This is a genomic window from Priestia sp. KCTC 13724 (genome assembly GCF_056820425.1).
Genome location: NZ_JBXDLD010000169.1, coordinates 33,803 through 52,129, shown reverse-complemented (window position 1 = coordinate 52,129; position 18,327 = coordinate 33,803). Strand labels below are relative to the sequence as shown.

Here is an 18,327-nt window from a genome sequence, read left to right as displayed (position 1 = left end):
CTATCTACGCTCGTCGTAAGGTCGAGGTCGAAAGTGTGTTCGGTCACATCAAGGGCAATCGGTCGTTCCACCTGTTTTATTTAGAGGGACTTATTAGACAGCCCCTTTTTTATGTCAGTCTTTTTTTATCAGTGTTAACACTGATAAAAAAAGACTGGAGTTGATGAAACATGATGGGTGCACTTAAAAATCATCGAGATGAACAAGTGATGGTTTCTGTAGAAGATTTAGTTCCTGCCAATCACTTTTTGCGTACAATTGAAGCGACAATTGATTTTAGCTTTATTGAAGAAAAGCTTCTTCCTTTCAGGAGCTGAAAGAAATAGGGCAATGTGAAAAAGACGGAGTGCAGCGCGCAGACCTCTTTATTTTAATCCTTCCAGGAGGAAAGGGAAGTCATATTGGGCAATTGCGTTTGAAAAGAAGGTCTATTTGTACAGTGAAAACAGCGGGTTAAATGATCTTCAAAACACAAGTGCTTTTTATCACCTAGACAGAGTTGACAAGTTTATGGGAACGCTTGAAGAGTTTTTTCACTATTTAATGAAATGTGAGGTGGCAACCCATGTCTGAAATTACATTTTTAGCATCATATAAGCCATTTATTATTCCTGATGAAATCGAAGAATACAACAAAAAAACAAACTTTGAACGAATAGAGGACTTAATATATTTAGCTGTTTTTGATTTAAAAGATACGGGCTGGTATGAAGAAGTAGGCGGATTGTTTACACTGCCGTACTTATATGAAATCCGTGGTGCGGACAACCGTTTATTTTTACTGTACCTTGAAAAGTATATGGAAGAAGGAGATGTATTAGAGCTATGGCACCTTCCTAATCAGCATGCTTCTTCAGAATATGAAAGGCGTCTACTGTCTGCTGCTGAACCAATCAAGATCAATGTGGGTAGCTTGACTTATGAAGATCAAACAGGGGTGTATCACTTGAATGAAAAAAAGTGGGTTGAAGAACTAAGTCACCGTAATTTTCTTACACCGTATGGGATTACAACAATTGTGAAGTATTAAATTATCAAAAAGTATGTTTTAAACAATCAAATGTGGTTATTGCTTTGCATGGATGTTTTTTTCTGCTAGGGTAATACAAAAGCACAGGAGTGTGATGATATGCAAAATCGTAGTGTACATAATCCATTAATTATTGATGTATCTCATCATCAAGGGGAAATTGATTGGGAACGAGTGGCTCGAGCAGGAGTGCAAGGTGCATATATTAAGTTAACAGAAGGAAAAACATTTACAGATCCAAGGGTATATGAGAATTATGTTGAAGCTAAGCGAGTGGGTTTGCTTGTCGGCTTTTATCACTATGCACACTGTACCAACGACCCTAAACAGGAAGTGGCTTTCTTTTTGCAGCAGCTGCAGTCAATGAAGTTTGATTTTCCCTCATGCTTAGATTTAGAAGTAAATAAAGGGAAAAATGCTGAGTTTGTCTCTAGGTTTGGCCGAACGTGGCTAGAAGAAATGGAGAAAAATACTGGTGTACAGCCTTTGTTATATAGTGGGTATCACTTTGCTAAAACATACTTCACAAAGGAGCTTTCCTATTATCCTCTTTGGATTGCTCGCTATAGTAGCAGTAACCGAACGGAAGGATTTGATTGCCCGGGAAACCTATTTACTTGGTCAGAGTGGACCATATTTCAATTTACCGATCAGGGGAAAGTTGACGGGATTTCAACGTATGTCGATTTAAATGAAATGAACGCTGCTTTTTTTCAGTATGTCAAGGAGTCGAAGCCAAGCTTACTAAGTACCGTAAAAACGTCTTTTCAACAAATGAAAAGTCAATTTGTGAAAAGTTCTAATCCGTCTCTACCTAAAGGCATGTTAAAAAAGGGAGCGAGAGGAGAAGCAGTGTTTGTACTCCAAAAAGCGCTTGCTTCCGTTTACTTTTATCCCAATAAGTTCGCTCCTAATCATGGAATAGACGGAATTTATGGAGCCAATACAGCTAATGCTGTTGCTCGCTTTCAAAAAGTCTATTTGCCAAAAGAAGTGGATGGAATTTACGGACCGAACGTTCGATTAAAATTAGAAGAAGTGATGAAAGGAAAATAACGAGCATAGAACCTATGCTCGTTATTTTTGAAGACGGTCTTTAATTAGTTTATATAAAGCATTTATTCCTAAGCTAATGCTAATTGTAATTCCTGACAAAGCAACGATAAAGGCGATGTACTCAAACAATGAATAATCTTTTATTGCGCTCCAGCTTAGGTTTTTATTCCAGCTTTCAATAACTAAATTCATTCCGTAAATACCGGATAGCACAGTATAGATGGTCAAAATCAACAGTAGATAATTATGACGTTTCCCTGCAATTTTTTCTTGATTTTGATATAAAGTCCCAAGTGTTTCCTTCACTTCTTGGTAGAGTGAATCAATGTGAAAGGTCTTTTTGAAAAGTCTAGAAAATTCTTGTCCTTCCGTTCGAGAACTGATTTCTAAAAACAAGTACTTACCTGAAAAGAGTGTGATAGAGCGGATGAGTCGCTCAATAGCGTTTTGGTCTTTTTCAAATGTAAGCTGCGAATATTGATAAGATAGTTTCAACAGTACAATTTTATAAAAGAAATGTAAAAATAGATTATAGTAGTGCTGACCAAATAGGTGATTCATTAACATTTGATTCGTCTCTTCATCGGCTGAATGTGAAATGCAAGAAAAAACGTGGTCTGTTACAACATAGTATGTTTCGGGCGTCCATCGCTTGTAGACGTGTTGATCATTGTATTCATCAATATATTCTTGGTTTCTAGCTGAAATAAATGGTTTACCGCCAGTATCATAGCTGTTCAGTTGTCCAGTTCGAAATAAGGTGCCACTGCTAATAGGCTGTTCATTGTTGACGGTTACGTAACTTAGTACGTACATCCGTTCATCAATAAAATAAGGCAGGCTTCCAAAATGTTTGCTGTGCTGTGTTTCTTGCTCAATGTAAGGTTTTAGAAACGGTGTTAAGTTTGAAAAAATATAATCTTGTACTTTATCATAGGTTTTATTTTTGTATGTAATGGTCGCTCCGTGCTCTTCAGCTAATTTAGGCTCTAATACGCGAAAATGATTCATAAACTCAATGACGTCATCGTACGAATAATGGTTTCCCTTTACTTCGATACGAATCGTCATTACACCGATTTCAAATGGGCATAAAAAAATATCAATAGACAAAACTTCACTTAGAATTGTTGACGCTTTTGTTTCAAATGTAATTTCTTGATTCACCTTTTTTGAAAATCGAATGAGCCCTGTTTCTTTTGGTGATTGAGGAAAGAGAATACATTCGATATAAGGAAGAAAGTATTGATCAAGGCTAGCGTGGGAAACAAAATAGTCTTTGCTATAAAATTTCTTTTCTAAATCTGTATTCTCTAGAGAAAAAAAGTCAAATTCATGCTCATAAAGAGCTGAAACTAAATCTTTTTTCTCTTTTCGGTTAAAAGAAAAAGGAAACAAGAACATGTTTATTGCACGATTCGGTGTAATATCTTGAAAAGGAGAGTTCATTGCTTGCCACTTATCCACTGAGAAATTCCCTCCCTTATGCTTTTCATTATTGCTCTTTAAGTAATATACCTATATTTGACCAAAAAAAAACATAAAAGAGGCTGGGACATAACAAAATGATTGCTTCTAAAAGACGAACACTAGCTGTTCCCATCTCTTTGGTTTGTCTCAACACATTCGTTCCATTGCGCTACGGCCACTCGCTTTCCGCGGGGAGGAACCTGAACTTCCTCGCTGCGCTGCGGGATCTCCATTTTCCCTCTCTTTCCCGCAGGAGTCGAGTGTCCTACGCTCCATTCCACCCTGTTTCCAACATTGTTTTCACAATCAACAAAAAAACCTGAACGATTAAAAGTTATGAACTCTCAATCGTTCAGGTATAGTAGAGGCTGAACTACTTATGTCTCAGTCTCTTTTCTTAATGAATGGAGCGATATACTCCAATGACTTTTCCTAAAATAGTTACATGACGTAAGATAATAGGTGCCATTGTGGAGTTTTCTGGCTGTAAGCGAACGAAATTATCTTCTTTAAAGAAACGTTTGACAGTTGCTTCGTTGTCTTCCGTCATTGCTACAACAATATCGCCGTTATTAGCTGTTTGCTGTTGGCGAACAATGACCATATCTCCATCTAGTATACCGGCTTCAATCATACTTTCTCCCATAATTTCTAACATAAATACTTGCTCATCTGGAGAGGCGTACTTGTCAGGTAACGGAAAGTATTCTTCTACATTTTCAATTGCAGTAATTGGAAAGCCTGCCGTAACTTTACCGATAACAGGAACATTTATAACTGCACTTTGTGGAATGCTTACATCGGCCTCTGCTTGAAGAACTTCAATTGCTCTTGGTTTTGTGGGGTCTCTACGAATTAGACCTTTACTTTCTAAACGAGCTAAGTGCCCGTGAACTGTTGAACTAGATGCTAAACCAACTGCTTCACCAATTTCGCGAACAGATGGGGGATATCCTTTTAATTTCACTTCATGCTTAATGAAATCTAGTATTTCTTGTTGACGTTTTGATAGCTTCATACATTTCACCTCATTTTTAGCTATTCTTTGCTATAAATTATATCATGGCTATATATAATATACAAACATAAGTTCGAAAAAACCCATTGACAGAAACGGATGTTCGCAATAAAATGAGAACATACATTCTGAGGGGGATTTGAAATGAGACCATTAATAGAATCTATTAAACATTATACTACCTTTTTTGTGGTTATCGCCGCACTTACATATGTCTTGACGTTGCTATTAGGAGCAGATAGAGTGGAGTTAGAAAAATATACAACTGTTACTATTGCAAAGGGTGACACTATTTGGGAATTATCCCAAGAATATAGTAAGCATCATAATTTATCACCAAATGAATTTGTAGAATGGGTCCAAAATATGAATGAGCTAACTGTTCCATCTACACAGTCGCTTTCTCCGGGAGATCAGTTATATATTCCGGTATTGAAATCTGATTTAGCAAGTGATCATCAGATTGCTTTTGATAAGTGAACTAGAGCTACGAGTCCTCTACTGAACGATGGTAGGGGTTTTAGTGTTTGGAAATGAAGAAAGGGAGCTAGAAAGATGAAAGCAGTTATCTATTGTCGAGTAAGTACGGATAAAGAAGCCCAAGAGACATCGTTAAAGAGGCAGGAAGAAGAGTTAATGCAACTTGCTAAGATGCATAATTTTACAGTTTGTGAAGTTATTTCTGAAAAAGCGAGCGGCTATGAAGTTGACCGAGAAGGAATATTAGAAGTCTTAGAATTATTAAAAGCAGAAGACGTTTCTACCCTGCTTATTCAGGATGAAACACGACTGGGGCGTGGAAATGCAAGGATTGCTTTACTACACGCGTTAAATAAAGAGAAAGTAGCAATTTACACGATTAGTCATCAGGGACAGCTACAGCTATCAGAAGCTGATTCCATGTTGTTAAACATCATTAGCTTGGTGGAAGAACATCAAAGAAAATTACATAATGCAAAAATTAAACGAGGTATGAAAAGAGCAGTTGCTAATGGGTATCACCCGGAGCATAATTTGAAAAACCAGCATGTAAACTCAGGTAGAGAACGAAAGGAAGTTCCCATAGAAGAAATTGTACAACTACGTAATAATGGCTTAACATTTGCAGAAATTGCTGTCACGCTAAAAGGCTTTGGTTATAAGGTATCAAAAGCAACTGTACACCGTCGCTATCAGGAGTACTGCGACGACCAAGGCGAGCTTCTTGCTAAAAAACAAGAGATTTAGTAAGATGTGTAGTATTGTATTATGCTTTAAACTGTATTAAAAAGCGAGGAGTTCTGACAAAATGTTGTCTAAAGATAAAATGGCACGAATCAATCAACTATCTAAAAAATCAAAGGCGGAAGGTTTAACAGAAGCTGAAGCACAAGAACAGCAAGAGCTTCGCAAAGAATATTTACAAACGTTCCGTCAATCAATGACAAATCATCTTCATACGATTAAAGTTGTTGATGAAAAAGGGAATGACGTAACCCCTAAAAAACTGAAAGATAGCAAAAAGAAGCGTCTACACTAAGGCGATGGTTTGCTGTGGTGCAAAAACTAGGGAAATGAGTTTCTCTAGTTTTTTTTGTATATTTTTGCGTTTGGAAACGAAAAATGTAAAAGTACGAAAAAAAACGAATCAAATATTGTACAAAATCGTTAATCATTAGTATGATTACATATATACATAGTTTTGAAAGGAATGAAGAGTTATGACACAACGTATTGAAGATCTTTCAATTGCAACAATTCGTACTTTATCAATTGATGCTATTGAAAAAGCAAATTCAGGTCACCCAGGTATGCCAATGGGAGCAGCTCCAATGGCGTACACGCTATGGACAAAGTTTATGAATATTAACCCATCAAATCCGGATTGGTTTAACCGTGATCGCTTTGTTTTATCAGCAGGACATGGTTCAGCACTTCTATATAGCTTATTACACTTAGCAGGCTATGACCTATCAATTGACGATTTAAAAAACTTCCGTCAATGGGGAAGTAAAACACCAGGTCATCCAGAGTATGGTCACACAGCAGGTGTTGATGCAACAACTGGTCCATTAGGACAAGGAATTGCAATGGCAGTTGGTAAAGCGATGGCTGAGCGTCATTTAGCCGAAACATATAATAAAGAGGGACTTGAAATCGTTGATCACTTTACATACGGTATTTGTGGTGACGGAGACTTAATGGAAGGTGTATCAGCTGAAGCAGCTTCATTAGCAGCGCACTTAAAATTAGGTCGCCTTGTCGTGCTTTATGATTCAAACGACATCTCATTAGACGGAGATTTAGACCGTTCATTCTCTGAAAACGTAGAAGGTCGTTTCAAAGCTTACGGATGGCAAGTAATTCGCGTAGAAGATGGAAATGACGTAGCAGAGCTTTCAAGTGCAATCGAAGCAGCTAAAGAAGATCTTTCTCGTCCAACTTTAATTGAAGTAAAAACAACAATTGGTTATGGTTCTCCAAACCATGCGGGAACATCAGGTGTTCACGGTGCGCCACTAGGTGCAGATGAAACAAAATTAACAAAAGAAGCGTATAGCTGGACGTTTGAAGAAGATTTCTATGTGCCAGAAGAAGTTTATGCACACTTTAAAGCAACGATTGCTGATGAAGGTGCAAAGAAAGAAAAAGAATGGAACGACGTTTTTGCTCAGTATAAAGAAAAACATCCTGAGCTAGCCGCTCAATTTGAATTAGCTGTACAAGGTAAACTTCCAGAAGGTTGGGAACAACAATTACCTGTATATGAAACTGGTTCAAGCTTAGCAACTCGTGCTTCATCAGGTGAAGTATTAAACGCAGTAGCACAAGCTGTTCCTCAATTCTTTGGTGGTTCAGCAGATCTTGCTGGTTCAAACAAAACAATGATCAAAGGTGCAGAAGACTTTACTGCAAAAGATTACAGTGGACGCAACATCTGGTTTGGTGTTCGTGAATTTGCAATGGGCGCAGCGCTTAACGGTATGGCTCTTCATGGTGGTGTAAAAGTATTCGGCGGTACGTTCTTCGTATTCTCTGATTACCTACGTCCAGCAATTCGTCTAGCAGCATTAATGAAGCTACCTGTTACGTATGTATTTACGCATGACAGTATTGCAGTTGGTGAAGATGGTCCAACACATGAGCCAATCGAGCAATTACCTTCATTACGCGCAATGCCTGGTCTATCAGTTATTCGTCCAGCAGACGCTAACGAAACGGCTGCAGCATGGCGCTTATCATTAGAGTCTACAGATACGCCAACAGCGCTTGTGTTAACTCGTCAAAACTTACCGACTCTTGAAGGTACGAGTGAAACTGCTTATGAAGGTGTTTCAAAAGGGGCTTACGTTGTATCAAAAGCAGGTAAAGAACAGGCGGATGCACTTCTACTTGCAACTGGTTCTGAAGTAAGCTTAGCAGTAGAAGCACAAAAAGCACTTGAAGCAGAAGGTGTTTCAGTAGCTGTTGTCAGCATGCCATCATGGGATCGCTTCGAGAAGCAGTCAGCTGAGTACAAAGAAAGTGTTATTCCAAAATCAGTGAAGAAGCGCTTAGGTATTGAAATGGCTTCGACATTAGGTTGGGAGCGCTATGTAGGTGACGAAGGTCAAGTTCTTGGCATTAACCATTTCGGTGCTTCTGCTCCTGGTGAAATAATTATGAAGGAATTTGGCTTTACAGTTGATAACGTTGTAGCAAGAGTAAAAAGCATGTTAAATGCATAATTGATAAAAAAGAGGCTGGGACATAAATAATTCAGCCAATGATAAACCTGAACGATTGAGAGTCTCTCACTTTTAATCGTTCAGGTTTTTTGTTTGATTGTGAAAACAATGTTGGAAACAGGGGGGAATGGAGCGTAGGACACTCGACTCCTGCGGGAAAGAGAGGGAAAATGGAGATCCCGCAGCGCAATGGAACGAACGTGTTCAGACAAACCAAAGAGATGGGAACGGCTATTGTTCGTCTCTTAGAAGCAATCATTTTGTTATGTCCCAAACTCTTTTTGTTTCGACAAAAAAACAAAAGAATTTTTGCATCAATAGACAACCATTGCAATGTGGACAAGCTATAATAAAAAAATAAAAAGGCGAAAGTAAGGAGGAGAAGTATGAGAACATATGAAGTATATTTAATGGAAGACGAAGTAGCAAAAGCATATTTTCAAAGAGAGAAGCTTGTTTTTCAACTATTTGTGGATTATAAAATGAAGAGAGGCTTAGAAGATCAATATCTTCAAAAGCAGGTTGAATACATTACAAGACCCCTTGCTATTTCATATATTCAGCGCGCGATACTTCAAATATTTTCTCAATACCCTCACTTCTTTATACACAATGATCATTTTGTTTTAGAATACCCACACAAAAAAAGCCGGGCTTCGCTGAAAATAAATAGTCGATGTATAACGATTGAAGGAGATGGAAATGTTGATGCAGAGACCGCTTTCTTTGAAGTGCTGCGAAAGCTTGATGCGTGCTATCTAGCAATTAATTACGGGACAGAAGAGTACGGATGGCTAAGGCCTGTTAAAACAAGAAAATATGTGTAATTATTTAAGGGAATTAGTCTGGAAATATTGTATATTGGCGAATGATTTAGTACACTGTAAGGTAGACAACACGAAGGAGGAAGTTGTAGTATGTGGCCATATATTCTAGTTGGTATTCTAGCATTGCTTGCTGGGGTAGCGCTAGGATTTTTCATTGCTCGTAAATACATGATGAGCTACTTTAAGAAAAATCCACCAATTAATGAACAAATGTTAAAAATGATGATGATGCAAATGGGCATGAAACCATCACAGAAGAAGATTAACCAAATGATGAAAGCGATGAACAGCCAAATTAAATAACGGTTAATTGGACAGACACTCTCAGCTTAAAGGGTGTCTTTTTTGTACACTAAGTATTTGTAAGAGGGAAAGGGATAACGCAAATATCGTTGCGTTATAAAGAGCTTTAACTGCTTACGCGTATATAATATAAGTATGTACTGACGATAGTATGTGATTGTGTTAAAATATGTAAGTGGTATAATGTTTGAATTGTTAGAAAATATAGAAAAAACAGGGGTGGTGGTGGGGTTATGAATATATTTCGTGATTTGGGATGGTTTTTTAAGCAAGAAAAGAGAGCGTATATCATAGGGATTTTACTTTTGATAGCGGTTGCTTTACTTCAGCTAGTGCCACCTCGTGTTATTGGGTGGGCAGTTGATGCTATTGAAAAAGGAAGTTTATCAAAAGAAACGCTCCTTCAGATGGTGCTCTTGTTAGGGGCAGCCGCTGTCGGCTCATATGGTATGAGATACATATGGCGAGTTATGATTTTTGGTGCTGCTGTTAAGCTGGCACGACAAATGCGCAATACGTTGTATGAACACTTCACGAAAATGAATCAAACATTTTATCAAAGTAAACGTACGGGTGACCTGATGGCTCACGCAACGAATGATATTCAAGCTATTCAACAAACAGCGGGAATTGGCGTTTTAACATTTGCGGATTCTGTTATTACGGGCAGTGTTGTTTTAATAACAATGGCTGTAACAATCAGCTGGAAGCTAACGCTAATTAGCTTATTACCCATGCCTTTAATGGCCTGGCTAACGAATAAATATGGCACAATGTTACATCAACGGTTTGGAGAAGCACAAGCGGCTTTTTCTTCATTAAACGATAAGGTGCAAGAAAGTATAACGGGTGTAAAAGTTGTAAAAACGTTTGGAAAAGAAACCTCAGAAGTCGATATGTTTACGAGACAATCAGCTGATGTTGTTCAAAAGAATATGAAAGTAGCGAGAATTGATTCTTTATTTGACCCTACGATTTCTTTTATTGTGAGCTGGTCTTTTTTATTTGCTCTTATTTTTGGATCACGAATGGTCGTAAGCAATGAGATCACGTTAGGAGAACTAGTTACATTTACTACGTACCTTGGGTTGTTAGTGTGGCCGATGCTAGCGTTTGGTTGGCTTTTCAATATCGTAGAAAGAGGAAGGGCTTCATATGATCGAGTTTTTGCGCTACTACAAGAAAAAAATGAGATTGTTGAAAGTGAGAAACCTATTACAAAACGCCCTAATGGAGCGATTACGGTACAAATTGACTGCTTTGTGTATCCGGGTACAGATGAAGCAGCTCTTAAAGATATTCACTTTTCCTTACAGGAAGGCCAAACGCTTGGAATTGTAGGAAAAACAGGAGCTGGAAAAACAACTTTACTAAAGCTTCTTATTCGTGAATTCGATTTAACGGTTGGAGATATTTATTTTGATCAACATAGCATTAAATCTTATAGCTTTGATTCTTTATATAATAGTATTGGTTACGTTCCCCAGGATCATTTCTTATTTTCAACGACAGTAGGAGAAAATATTGCCTTTTCAAACCAAAATGCTTCCCATTCGGATATAGAGCGAGTGGCACAATTGGCACATGTTCATGAAGATATCACGTGCTTTACAGATGGATATGAAACCATTGTAGGAGAAAAAGGGGTTTCTTTATCAGGTGGACAAAAACAACGATTGTCGATTGCGCGTGCACTATTACAAGATCCTCAAATGCTTTTTTTAGATGACTCGCTTTCAGCAGTTGATGGGAAAACTGAAGCCCTTATTTTGAAATCTTTAAAGCAGCACCGCCGCAATAAAACAACGGTTATTACTACTCATCGCCTGAGTGCAGTTGCACATGCAGATTTGATTTTGGTCATTAAAGGTGGTCGAATCATTCAGCGGGGAAGGCATGAAGAACTTTTAAAAGAACACGGGTGGTATCAAGAGATGTATACAAGGCAGCAGCTAGAAGAGATTGTGGAAGCTGGAGGCTATGAATATCATGAAAAATAAACAAGTATTAAGGCGGTTAGTAAGATACGCAGTTCCCCATCGCAAATCCTTTGCGCTTGCATTTTGTTTATTGTTGGTGGCCACCACAGCGGATTTATTAGGTCCCATGCTTATTAAAGTGTTTATTGATACGTATTTAACAGAGCGTTACTTTCCTGTAGAGCCGCTCCTTTTATTAGGAGTTGGCTATATAAGTTTGAACATGATCAAGGTCGTTATTCAATACTTTCAGCAGCTCAAGTTTCAGGGAATTGCTTTAAACATTATTCAGCAAATAAGAATTGACGTGTTTTCACATGTACATAAGCTTGGGCTCCGCTACTTTGACCGAACGCCAACGGGTAGTCTGGTTTCACGAATCACAAACGACACGGAAGCAATTAAGGAAATGTTTGTCGAAGTGATTGCGGTATTTATTCAAAATGGTGTCTTTTTAATTGGTATTTTTATAGCCATGTTCATTTTAGATATGAAGTTAGCACTTTATTGCTTAGCGCTTTTACCATTCATCTTCGTATTAATGAAAACATATCAGCATTTTAGTGGGATTTATTATACACAGTTAAGAGAAAAGCTCAGCCAGCTCAATGCAAAGATTCACGAATCGTTACAAGGCATGGGGATTGTTCAGGTATTTAGACAAGAAAAGCGTCTAAGACGTGAATTTGGAGATATTAACGAATCACATTACCAAGCTGGTGTACGTAATTTAAAGTTAGACGGCTTACTTTTAAGGTCAGCAGTTGATGTATTATATGTTCTTGCAATTATTGGCGTACTTAGCTACTTTGGTATATCAGTTTTAGATAGCCCAGTAGAAGTGGGGGTGTTATATGCTTTTGTAAACTATTTGGAGCGCTTTTTTCAGCCAGTTAATGAAATGATGCAGCGCCTTTCAATGTACCAACAAGCCATGGTCGCTTCAAAGCGAGTATTTGAATTAATGGACGAAGGTGAAAAAGCACCGCCTTTCATGAAAGACTCACAAGCTACAATTAAACGAGGTATGATAGAATTTAGAGGAGTTACCTTTTCTTATGATGGAAAGACAAACGTTCTATCAAATATTTCCTTTTTAATAAAAGAAGGTCAAACGGTAGCGTTAGTGGGACATACAGGCAGTGGTAAAAGCTCAATCATTAATCTTCTTCTAGGATTTTATACGCCAAAGCAAGGTGAAATCCTAATTGATGGTCAGCCCCTTCAAACGTATAGTGAAGAAGAAATTAGAAGAAGAATTGGTTTGGTATTACAAGATTCATTTATTTTTGCTGATACGGTTAAAGCAAATATCTCTCTTCATGATCCTTTAATTTTAGAAGAAGATGTACGAGAAGCGCTGAGATTTGTACAGGCAAAACCTTTTATTGAAGATTTACCGAAAAGCTATAATGAAGTGCTTGTTGAAAGGGGGGCAACATTGTCAAGCGGCCAGCGTCAACTCTTATCATTTGCTCGCACAATGGTACGTAAACCAAAAATACTAGTTCTAGATGAAGCAACAGCACATATTGATACAGAGACAGAAGATGCTATTCAAGCTGTTTTAGCGAAGATGAAGAGAAATAGGACAACGGTGGCAATCGCTCATCGATTGTCTACTATTCAACATGCAGACGCTATCCTAGTGCTACATAAAGGTGAAATTGTAGAAAGAGGTACTCATGCAGAGCTGTTAGAAAAGCAAGGTCTTTATTACAGCATGTATCGACTCCAGAACCATCAAGGAAAGGCTGGTGGAGAGATATAAAAAAACAACTTCTTAAGTAGAAGTTGTGTCGGAGTGCTGTGAAGGAGTGTTATTATAGATGTTTAGTAGATGATCTAATTCTTGACTATGCTTAATAGCAGGGGGAGAATTTAATCCACTAACTCGAACGACCCGAATCAGCTCTTCACGCTTCTTTTCAATCTCTAACAATATATTTTGTTTCAGCAATAGAACTGGTCCCTTCTCAATAAAACTTTTACCTAATTATACAAGATAATGGCACTTTTTGAAAAGGAATAGATGAGTCATTTTGATGACAAAATGGTAACAGATTCTAAACAAATGGAGTGAATCAGAAATGGCTGATGTGAATTTATTTTTAGCATTTGGAGCAGGGTTTTTATCGTTTATTTCACCATGCTGTCTACCGCTGTATCCGGCTTTTTTATCGTATATTACAGGTGTCTCAGTAGGGGATCTGAAAGAAGGGAAAAACGTACATCAGCGCAAAGCTCTTTTACATACAACCTTTTTTCTACTAGGCTTTTGTTTAATCTTTATTGCAATTGGTTTTGGCACTTCTTTTATTGGAAGTTTATTTGCGAACTATGGAGATTTAATTCGTCAAGTGGGAGCCATACTCATTGTGTTTTTAGGGCTTGTAACAATTGGAGTCTTTAAGCCGAAGTTTTTAATGAAAGATCGCAAAGTACAGTTTTCTAATCGACCTACAGGTTTGTTAGGTTCTTCTCTTATCGGAATGGCTTTTGCTGCAGGGTGGACGCCATGTACAGGACCTATTCTTGTATCTGTTATGGCTCTAGCAGCTACTAATCCTAGCTCAGCTATGCTCTACATGATTGCTTATTCGCTAGGGTTTTCAATTCCATTTTTTATCATGTCGTTTTTTATAGGTAAAATGAACTGGATAAAGCGTCATATGAAAGCAATGATGACCGCTGGTGGATATGCAATGATTGGAATGGGAATCATTTTATATTTTGACTGGATGACCAAGATTATTATTTATACAACGAGCATCTTTGGAGGCTTTACAGGGTTCTAGATAACGAAGTGGTGTGGCTTGAAAAAAGTTGGAATCGTTGATAAAGTAATAAGTAAAAAGTCCTATTTCGTTTCGTTGGAAAAGACCAGAGGTAGATAGGGGAAGACGGAGGGCTATAATTGTCAAGAATACTAATTGTAGATGACGCAAAGTTTATGAGAGCAACGTTAAGAAGTATTATGGAGAATGCTGGTTACCACGTAGTTGGAGAAGCGGAAACAGGTAAAGAAGCCATCGAAAAATTTCATGACCTTCAACCTGATGTTATAACGATGGATATTACAATGCTGGAGCTAAATGGAATTGAAGCGGTTAAAGCCATCAAGCGAGTTGATCCGAATGCAAAAATTATTATGTGTTCTGCGATGGGACAACAAAAAATGGTTGTTGAAGCCATTGAGGCTGGTGCAAAAGATTTTATTGTAAAACCTTTTGAGGAGTCGTCAGTGTTAGAAGCTATGAAGCGCTTGCTAAACTAGTAAAAAAACAATAGTTAATTAAATTGAAGGAGACTGAGACGTAAGTAGTTCAGTCCTTACTATACCTGAACGATTGAGAGTTCATAACTTTTAATCGTTCAGGTTTTTTTGGGTTGATTGCGAAAACAATGTTGGAAACAGGGTGGAATGGAGCGTAGGACACTCGACTCCTGCGGGAAAGAGAGGGAAAACGGAGATCCCGCAGCGCAGCGAGGAAGCTCAGGTTCCTCCCGCGGAAAGCGGGTGGCCGTAGCGCAATGGAACGAACGTGTTGAGACAAACTAAAGAGATGGGAACAGCTAGTGTTCGTCTTTTAGAAGCAATCATTTTGTTATGTCCCAAACTCTTTTTTGTTAATAAAAATTTATTTTTATGTATTCCTTAACGATATAGAGAGTGATACAATGAAACCGTAAAATTTGTATTTTAAAAGAGGTGTAGAAGTGAAAGAGATTATATTAATATTGATTTTGCAACTAGTTTATGTACCAATCTTAACGTTGCGAACGATTTTCCTAGTAAAAGGAATGAGTATGTACGCCTCGGCTTTTGGTTTTTTAGAAGCATTAGTATATGTATTTGGTTTATCCCTCGTCTTTTCAGGTGACCAAAGCATTGTAGCTATGATTGTATATGCTGTTGGATTTGGTGCTGGTATTATATTAGGTGGATATATTGAGTCACGCTTAGCGATTGGCTATACGACATTTTTAGTGAATTTAATGACAAAGAATGAAGAGCTAATTAACCGCCTTCGTCAAGAAGGTTTTGGAGTTACGGTCTATCAAGGTGAAGGAAGAGATAGCGCACGTTATCGTTTAGATATTTTAACAAAAAGAAGTCGTGAAGAAGAGCTATTAGATTTTATAGAAGAATATGAACCTAGAGCATTTATTATTTCGTACGAGCCTCGTAAATTTAAAGGCGGATTCTTATTAAAAGCAATGAAAAAGCAAAAAGTAAAATCTAAGCAGAAACCGAAAAATGACCCTTCGCATTTAAAGTAAGACAAGATTTCACATTCTTTTGCAGTTGTTTTATAATAGGAAGTATACTATGAGTAAAGAAGGGGTTACTTTGATTTATGCTTCCACGATTTTTGCTGTTTTAATGGGTTCATTCATTATTTTTATGAGGATGAAAGCATCTGAAAAGCCGGTAAATGCTAAAAAAATCATTTTACCACCTTTTTTTATGAGTACGGGAGCGTTGATGTTTATTTTTCCAGTTTTTCGAGTGACTGGAGCTGAATTTTTAGAGGCTTTGATAGTTGGCCTGTTCTTTTCATTATTTCTAATAAAAACATCAAAGTTTGAAGTGCGTGATGATGATATTTATTTAAAACAGTCAAAAGCGTTTATCTTTATTATTATTGCATTGTTACTCATTCGCGTTGTCATGAAACTATATTTAAGCTCAACAATCGATGTAGGTGCTCTTGGGGGGATGTTTTGGATTTTAGCGTTCGGTATGATTGTGCCATGGCGCATTGCGATGTATCGTTCGTATAAAAAACTTGAGCAACAGCTGCAGCACAACTTGATGAATAAAATGATTTAAAAAGGTGTCCATACGGGACACCTTTTTTGTCTATTCAAATAAATGTTGATACGGAGAATGATCGATACGTTGAGCTTTTAATGTTTTTAACAAAAACTTATGATCTCGTTTTGGAGTTGCCGTAATGTATCCTCGAATAATTAAATCTTCCGTAATACTTGGGGCTTGCTCTTGAAGTGCAAGTTCACCGATTTTACCGGCGATTTTTTGCCTAGCTACGTCGCGAAATAGCTCAGGAACAGGTTGTACAAGCGTTTCCAATAACTGTTTTTGTTCATTAGACCACAAGTGAATCGTTTGCTCTAAGTAATAGTCTTGCCAATCAAGAATTGACTTTCCATCTTCTTTTGGTAACCGCTTTAAAAATTTTCGAAACATAAAAAAGCCACCGATTGCAAACAAGCTAACCAATATGACAACCCATAGTACAATGAACCACAAAAACCATCCCTCAAGCATTTTATCCCCCCTATGTATTATGCTCTTAGCAATATATAGCTTTTGTCTTTATTATAGCGAGGAGTGGATAAACGTGGCAACAGCTAGTTTAGAAGAATAAAAAGTCTATATAAGTCACAAATGACTTGGTTGAGTCATTTGTGACTTATATAGAAAAAGAAAATTGTTCAGAAATATCGAAAAAATTAAACTTTTAGAGTTGGCACGCTTCTTGCATATTAAAAGAGTGAGGAAATTAACTAGTGAAAGGAAGATTATAATGAGCAGACAATTCAGTCAGGTAGATAAAAACTTTCCGGGTAAAAATGCAAAACAACTATTAGAGCGTAGACATAAAGCTGTGCCAAAAGGGGTGAGTTACGGTATTCCAACATTTGCTGAAAAGGCAGAAGGTGCTTTAGTAACAGATGTTGACGGCAATACGTTTATCGATTTTGTTGGTGCTATCGGAACAATTAATGTCGGTCATGGACATCCAAAAGTAAAAGAAGCGCTTCATAAGCAAGTTGATCGATTCATCCACACAGGTTTTAATGTAGTGATGTATGAATCATACGTAGCATTGTGTGAACGATTAGCAGCTATTGCACCAGGAAACTTTGATAAAAAAGTATTATTGTTAAACAGCGGTGCTGAAGCAGTGGAAAATGCTGTGAAAATTGCTCGTAAATATACAAAACGTCAAGGCATCATTTCGTTTACTCGTGGTTTCCATGGACGTACATTAATGACAATGACGATGACAAGCAAGGTAAAACCGTATAAGTTTGAGTTCGGACCATTTGCTCCAGAGGTATACAAAGCTCCTTATCCTTATGCATACCGTAGACCAGAAGGGTTAACTGAAGAAGCTTATGAGGACTATATCATTTCAGAGTTTAAAAACTTCTTGAATAATGAAGTAGCACCTGAAACAGTAGCAGCAGTAGTTATGGAACCAATTCAAGGAGAAGGTGGCTTTATCGTTCCTGGCAAGCGCTTCGTTCAGGAAGTATATAACGTATGTAAAGAGAATGGAATTTTATTTGTTTCAGATGAAATTCAAGCCGGTTTTGCACGAACAGGTCGTTATTTTGGAATTGAGCACTTTGATGTTGAGCCGGATTTGATCACAGTATCAAAATCATTAGGTGCTGGCGTACCAATTAGTGGCGTTATTGGTCGAGCTGAAATTATGGACGAATCTAATCCTGGGGAACTTGGTGGAACGTATAGCGGAAGTCCTTTAGGCTGTGAAGCAGCGTTAGCTGTATTAGATATTATTGAAGAAGAAGGGCTAAACGAGCGCAGTGATGTTCTTGGGGAAATTGTGCGCGCACGCTTTGAAAAGTTAAGCGAAAGCTATGATGTAATTGGCGATATCCGCGGTCTTGGATCAATGTGCGCCGTAGAATTAGTAAAAGATCGTGTTAAAAAAGAGCCAAATAAAGAATTAACGCAAAAAGTTGTGCAAGAAGCAAATAAAAGAGGGTTATTGTTGCTAAGTGCAGGGGTTTATGGCAACGTACTTCGCTTCTTAATGCCGATTGTCATCACGGATGAACAGCTTGAAGAAGGGCTGCAAATTGTGGAAGAATCGTTAGCTGCAAGTGTACAACAACTCGTGAATGTATAAAAATAAGAATGGTGAGACAAAGGCCA

At 37.7% G+C, this 18,327-nt stretch carries 21 protein-coding genes and 1 pseudogene; 17 read left to right on the top strand and 5 right to left on the bottom strand.

Features of this window, described 5'->3' with window-relative positions:
- Nucleotides 1-170: 170 nt before the first annotated feature.
- From AC1UFB_RS19050 to AC1UFB_RS19040, 3 genes and pseudogenes are all read left to right on the top strand, one after another.
- Nucleotides 171-308: pseudogene (locus tag AC1UFB_RS19050) on the top strand (IS5/IS1182 family transposase); the annotation flags it as partial.
- Nucleotides 309-565: 257 nt separating this feature from the next.
- The gene (locus AC1UFB_RS19045; RefSeq protein WP_328101779.1) at nt 566-1,030 is read left to right on the top strand and encodes a hypothetical protein; all 465 of its coding nucleotides are present in this window, start codon (nt 566-568) and stop codon (nt 1,028-1,030) included.
- Nucleotides 1,031-1,129: 99 nt separating this feature from the next.
- On the top strand, nt 1,130-2,086 hold the full coding sequence (locus AC1UFB_RS19040; RefSeq protein WP_482589742.1) for a GH25 family lysozyme: 957 nt from the start codon (nt 1,130-1,132) through the stop codon (nt 2,084-2,086).
- Nucleotides 2,087-2,107: 21 nt separating this feature from the next.
- On the opposite strand, the gene AC1UFB_RS19035 is transcribed toward AC1UFB_RS19040, so the two are convergent.
- The 3 genes from AC1UFB_RS19035 to lexA form a co-directional block, all read right to left on the bottom strand.
- Nucleotides 2,108-3,553, bottom strand: coding sequence for a magnesium transporter CorA family protein (locus tag AC1UFB_RS19035; protein ID WP_235859269.1), 1,446 nt, complete (start codon nt 3,551-3,553; stop codon nt 2,108-2,110).
- 122 nt (nt 3,554-3,675) lie between these two features.
- Nucleotides 3,676-3,837, bottom strand: a complete 162-nt coding sequence (locus AC1UFB_RS19030; protein WP_482589740.1) for a hypothetical protein — start codon at nt 3,835-3,837, stop codon at nt 3,676-3,678.
- A 116-nt stretch (nt 3,838-3,953) separates the two neighbouring features.
- On the bottom strand, nt 3,954-4,574 hold the full coding sequence (lexA, locus tag AC1UFB_RS19025; protein ID WP_025908269.1) for a transcriptional repressor LexA: 621 nt from the start codon (nt 4,572-4,574) through the stop codon (nt 3,954-3,956).
- Nucleotides 4,575-4,718: 144 nt separating this feature from the next.
- Between lexA and yneA the strand changes: the two genes are divergently transcribed.
- The 9 genes from yneA (at nt 4,719) to AC1UFB_RS18980 (ending at nt 13,161) form a co-directional block, all read left to right on the top strand.
- Nucleotides 4,719-5,054 (top strand): cell division suppressor protein YneA, encoded by a 336-nt coding sequence (gene yneA, locus AC1UFB_RS19020; RefSeq protein WP_025908270.1) that lies wholly within the window; start codon nt 4,719-4,721, stop codon nt 5,052-5,054.
- A gap of 75 nt (nt 5,055-5,129) precedes the next feature.
- Nucleotides 5,130-5,801: a YneB family resolvase-like protein gene (locus tag AC1UFB_RS19015; RefSeq protein WP_076512714.1), complete on the top strand. Its 672-nt coding sequence runs from the start codon at nt 5,130-5,132 to the stop codon at nt 5,799-5,801.
- 61 nt (nt 5,802-5,862) lie between these two features.
- A complete protein-coding gene (locus AC1UFB_RS19010; protein WP_025908272.1) occupies nt 5,863-6,093 on the top strand; it encodes a DUF896 domain-containing protein in 231 nt (76 codons plus the stop codon).
- A 181-nt stretch (nt 6,094-6,274) separates the two neighbouring features.
- A complete protein-coding gene (gene tkt / locus AC1UFB_RS19005; protein WP_482589737.1) occupies nt 6,275-8,281 on the top strand; it encodes a transketolase in 2,007 nt (668 codons plus the stop codon).
- 127 nt (nt 8,282-8,408) lie between these two features.
- On the top strand, nt 8,409-8,642 hold the full coding sequence (locus AC1UFB_RS19000; protein ID WP_100347009.1) for a hypothetical protein: 234 nt from the start codon (nt 8,409-8,411) through the stop codon (nt 8,640-8,642).
- Between the two features lie 25 nt (nt 8,643-8,667).
- On the top strand, nt 8,668-9,108 hold the full coding sequence (gene sirA / locus AC1UFB_RS18995; protein ID WP_076512715.1) for a sporulation inhibitor of replication protein SirA: 441 nt from the start codon (nt 8,668-8,670) through the stop codon (nt 9,106-9,108).
- A 90-nt stretch (nt 9,109-9,198) separates the two neighbouring features.
- Nucleotides 9,199-9,411, top strand: a complete 213-nt coding sequence (locus tag AC1UFB_RS18990) for a YneF family protein (RefSeq protein WP_025908276.1) — start codon at nt 9,199-9,201, stop codon at nt 9,409-9,411.
- 233 nt (nt 9,412-9,644) lie between these two features.
- Nucleotides 9,645-11,411 (top strand): ABC transporter transmembrane domain-containing protein, encoded by a 1,767-nt coding sequence (locus AC1UFB_RS18985; RefSeq protein WP_100347010.1) that lies wholly within the window; start codon nt 9,645-9,647, stop codon nt 11,409-11,411.
- Entirely contained in the window at nt 11,401-13,161 is a 1,761-nt protein-coding gene (locus AC1UFB_RS18980; protein ID WP_482589736.1) for an ABC transporter ATP-binding protein, read from the top strand. The genes AC1UFB_RS18985 and AC1UFB_RS18980 overlap by 11 nt, the downstream gene beginning before the upstream one ends.
- 12 nt (nt 13,162-13,173) lie before the next feature.
- Here AC1UFB_RS18980 and AC1UFB_RS18975 read toward each other — a convergent pair whose 3' ends face one another.
- Nucleotides 13,174-13,350, bottom strand: coding sequence for an aspartyl-phosphate phosphatase Spo0E family protein (locus AC1UFB_RS18975; protein ID WP_076512718.1), 177 nt, complete (start codon nt 13,348-13,350; stop codon nt 13,174-13,176).
- Between the two features lie 130 nt (nt 13,351-13,480).
- On the opposite strand from AC1UFB_RS18975, the gene AC1UFB_RS18970 reads away from it, so the two are divergent.
- From AC1UFB_RS18970 to AC1UFB_RS18955, 4 genes are all read left to right on the top strand, one after another.
- The gene (locus tag AC1UFB_RS18970) at nt 13,481-14,188 is read left to right on the top strand and encodes a cytochrome c biogenesis CcdA family protein (protein ID WP_100347012.1); all 708 of its coding nucleotides are present in this window, start codon (nt 13,481-13,483) and stop codon (nt 14,186-14,188) included.
- Nucleotides 14,189-14,307: 119 nt separating this feature from the next.
- Complete coding sequence (locus tag AC1UFB_RS18965) at nt 14,308-14,667, top strand: response regulator (protein ID WP_328101607.1); 360 nt, start codon at nt 14,308-14,310, stop codon at nt 14,665-14,667.
- Between the two features lie 443 nt (nt 14,668-15,110).
- Complete coding sequence (locus AC1UFB_RS18960) at nt 15,111-15,674, top strand: DUF2179 domain-containing protein (protein ID WP_025908282.1); 564 nt, start codon at nt 15,111-15,113, stop codon at nt 15,672-15,674.
- A 49-nt stretch (nt 15,675-15,723) separates the two neighbouring features.
- Nucleotides 15,724-16,227 carry a CcdC family protein gene (locus AC1UFB_RS18955; protein ID WP_061786311.1) on the top strand — a complete coding sequence of 168 codons (504 nt, stop codon included), beginning with the start codon at nt 15,724-15,726 and terminating at the stop codon, nt 16,225-16,227.
- Nucleotides 16,228-16,257: 30 nt separating this feature from the next.
- On the opposite strand, the gene AC1UFB_RS18950 is transcribed toward AC1UFB_RS18955, so the two are convergent.
- Nucleotides 16,258-16,686, bottom strand: coding sequence for a DUF2621 domain-containing protein (locus tag AC1UFB_RS18950; protein WP_100347014.1), 429 nt, complete (start codon nt 16,684-16,686; stop codon nt 16,258-16,260).
- 259 nt (nt 16,687-16,945) lie between these two features.
- Between AC1UFB_RS18950 and gabT the strand changes: the two genes are divergently transcribed.
- Nucleotides 16,946-18,301 carry a 4-aminobutyrate--2-oxoglutarate transaminase gene (gene gabT, locus AC1UFB_RS18945; RefSeq protein WP_035320142.1) on the top strand — a complete coding sequence of 452 codons (1,356 nt, stop codon included), beginning with the start codon at nt 16,946-16,948 and terminating at the stop codon, nt 18,299-18,301.
- The last annotated feature ends 26 nt before the right edge of the window (nt 18,302-18,327 follow it).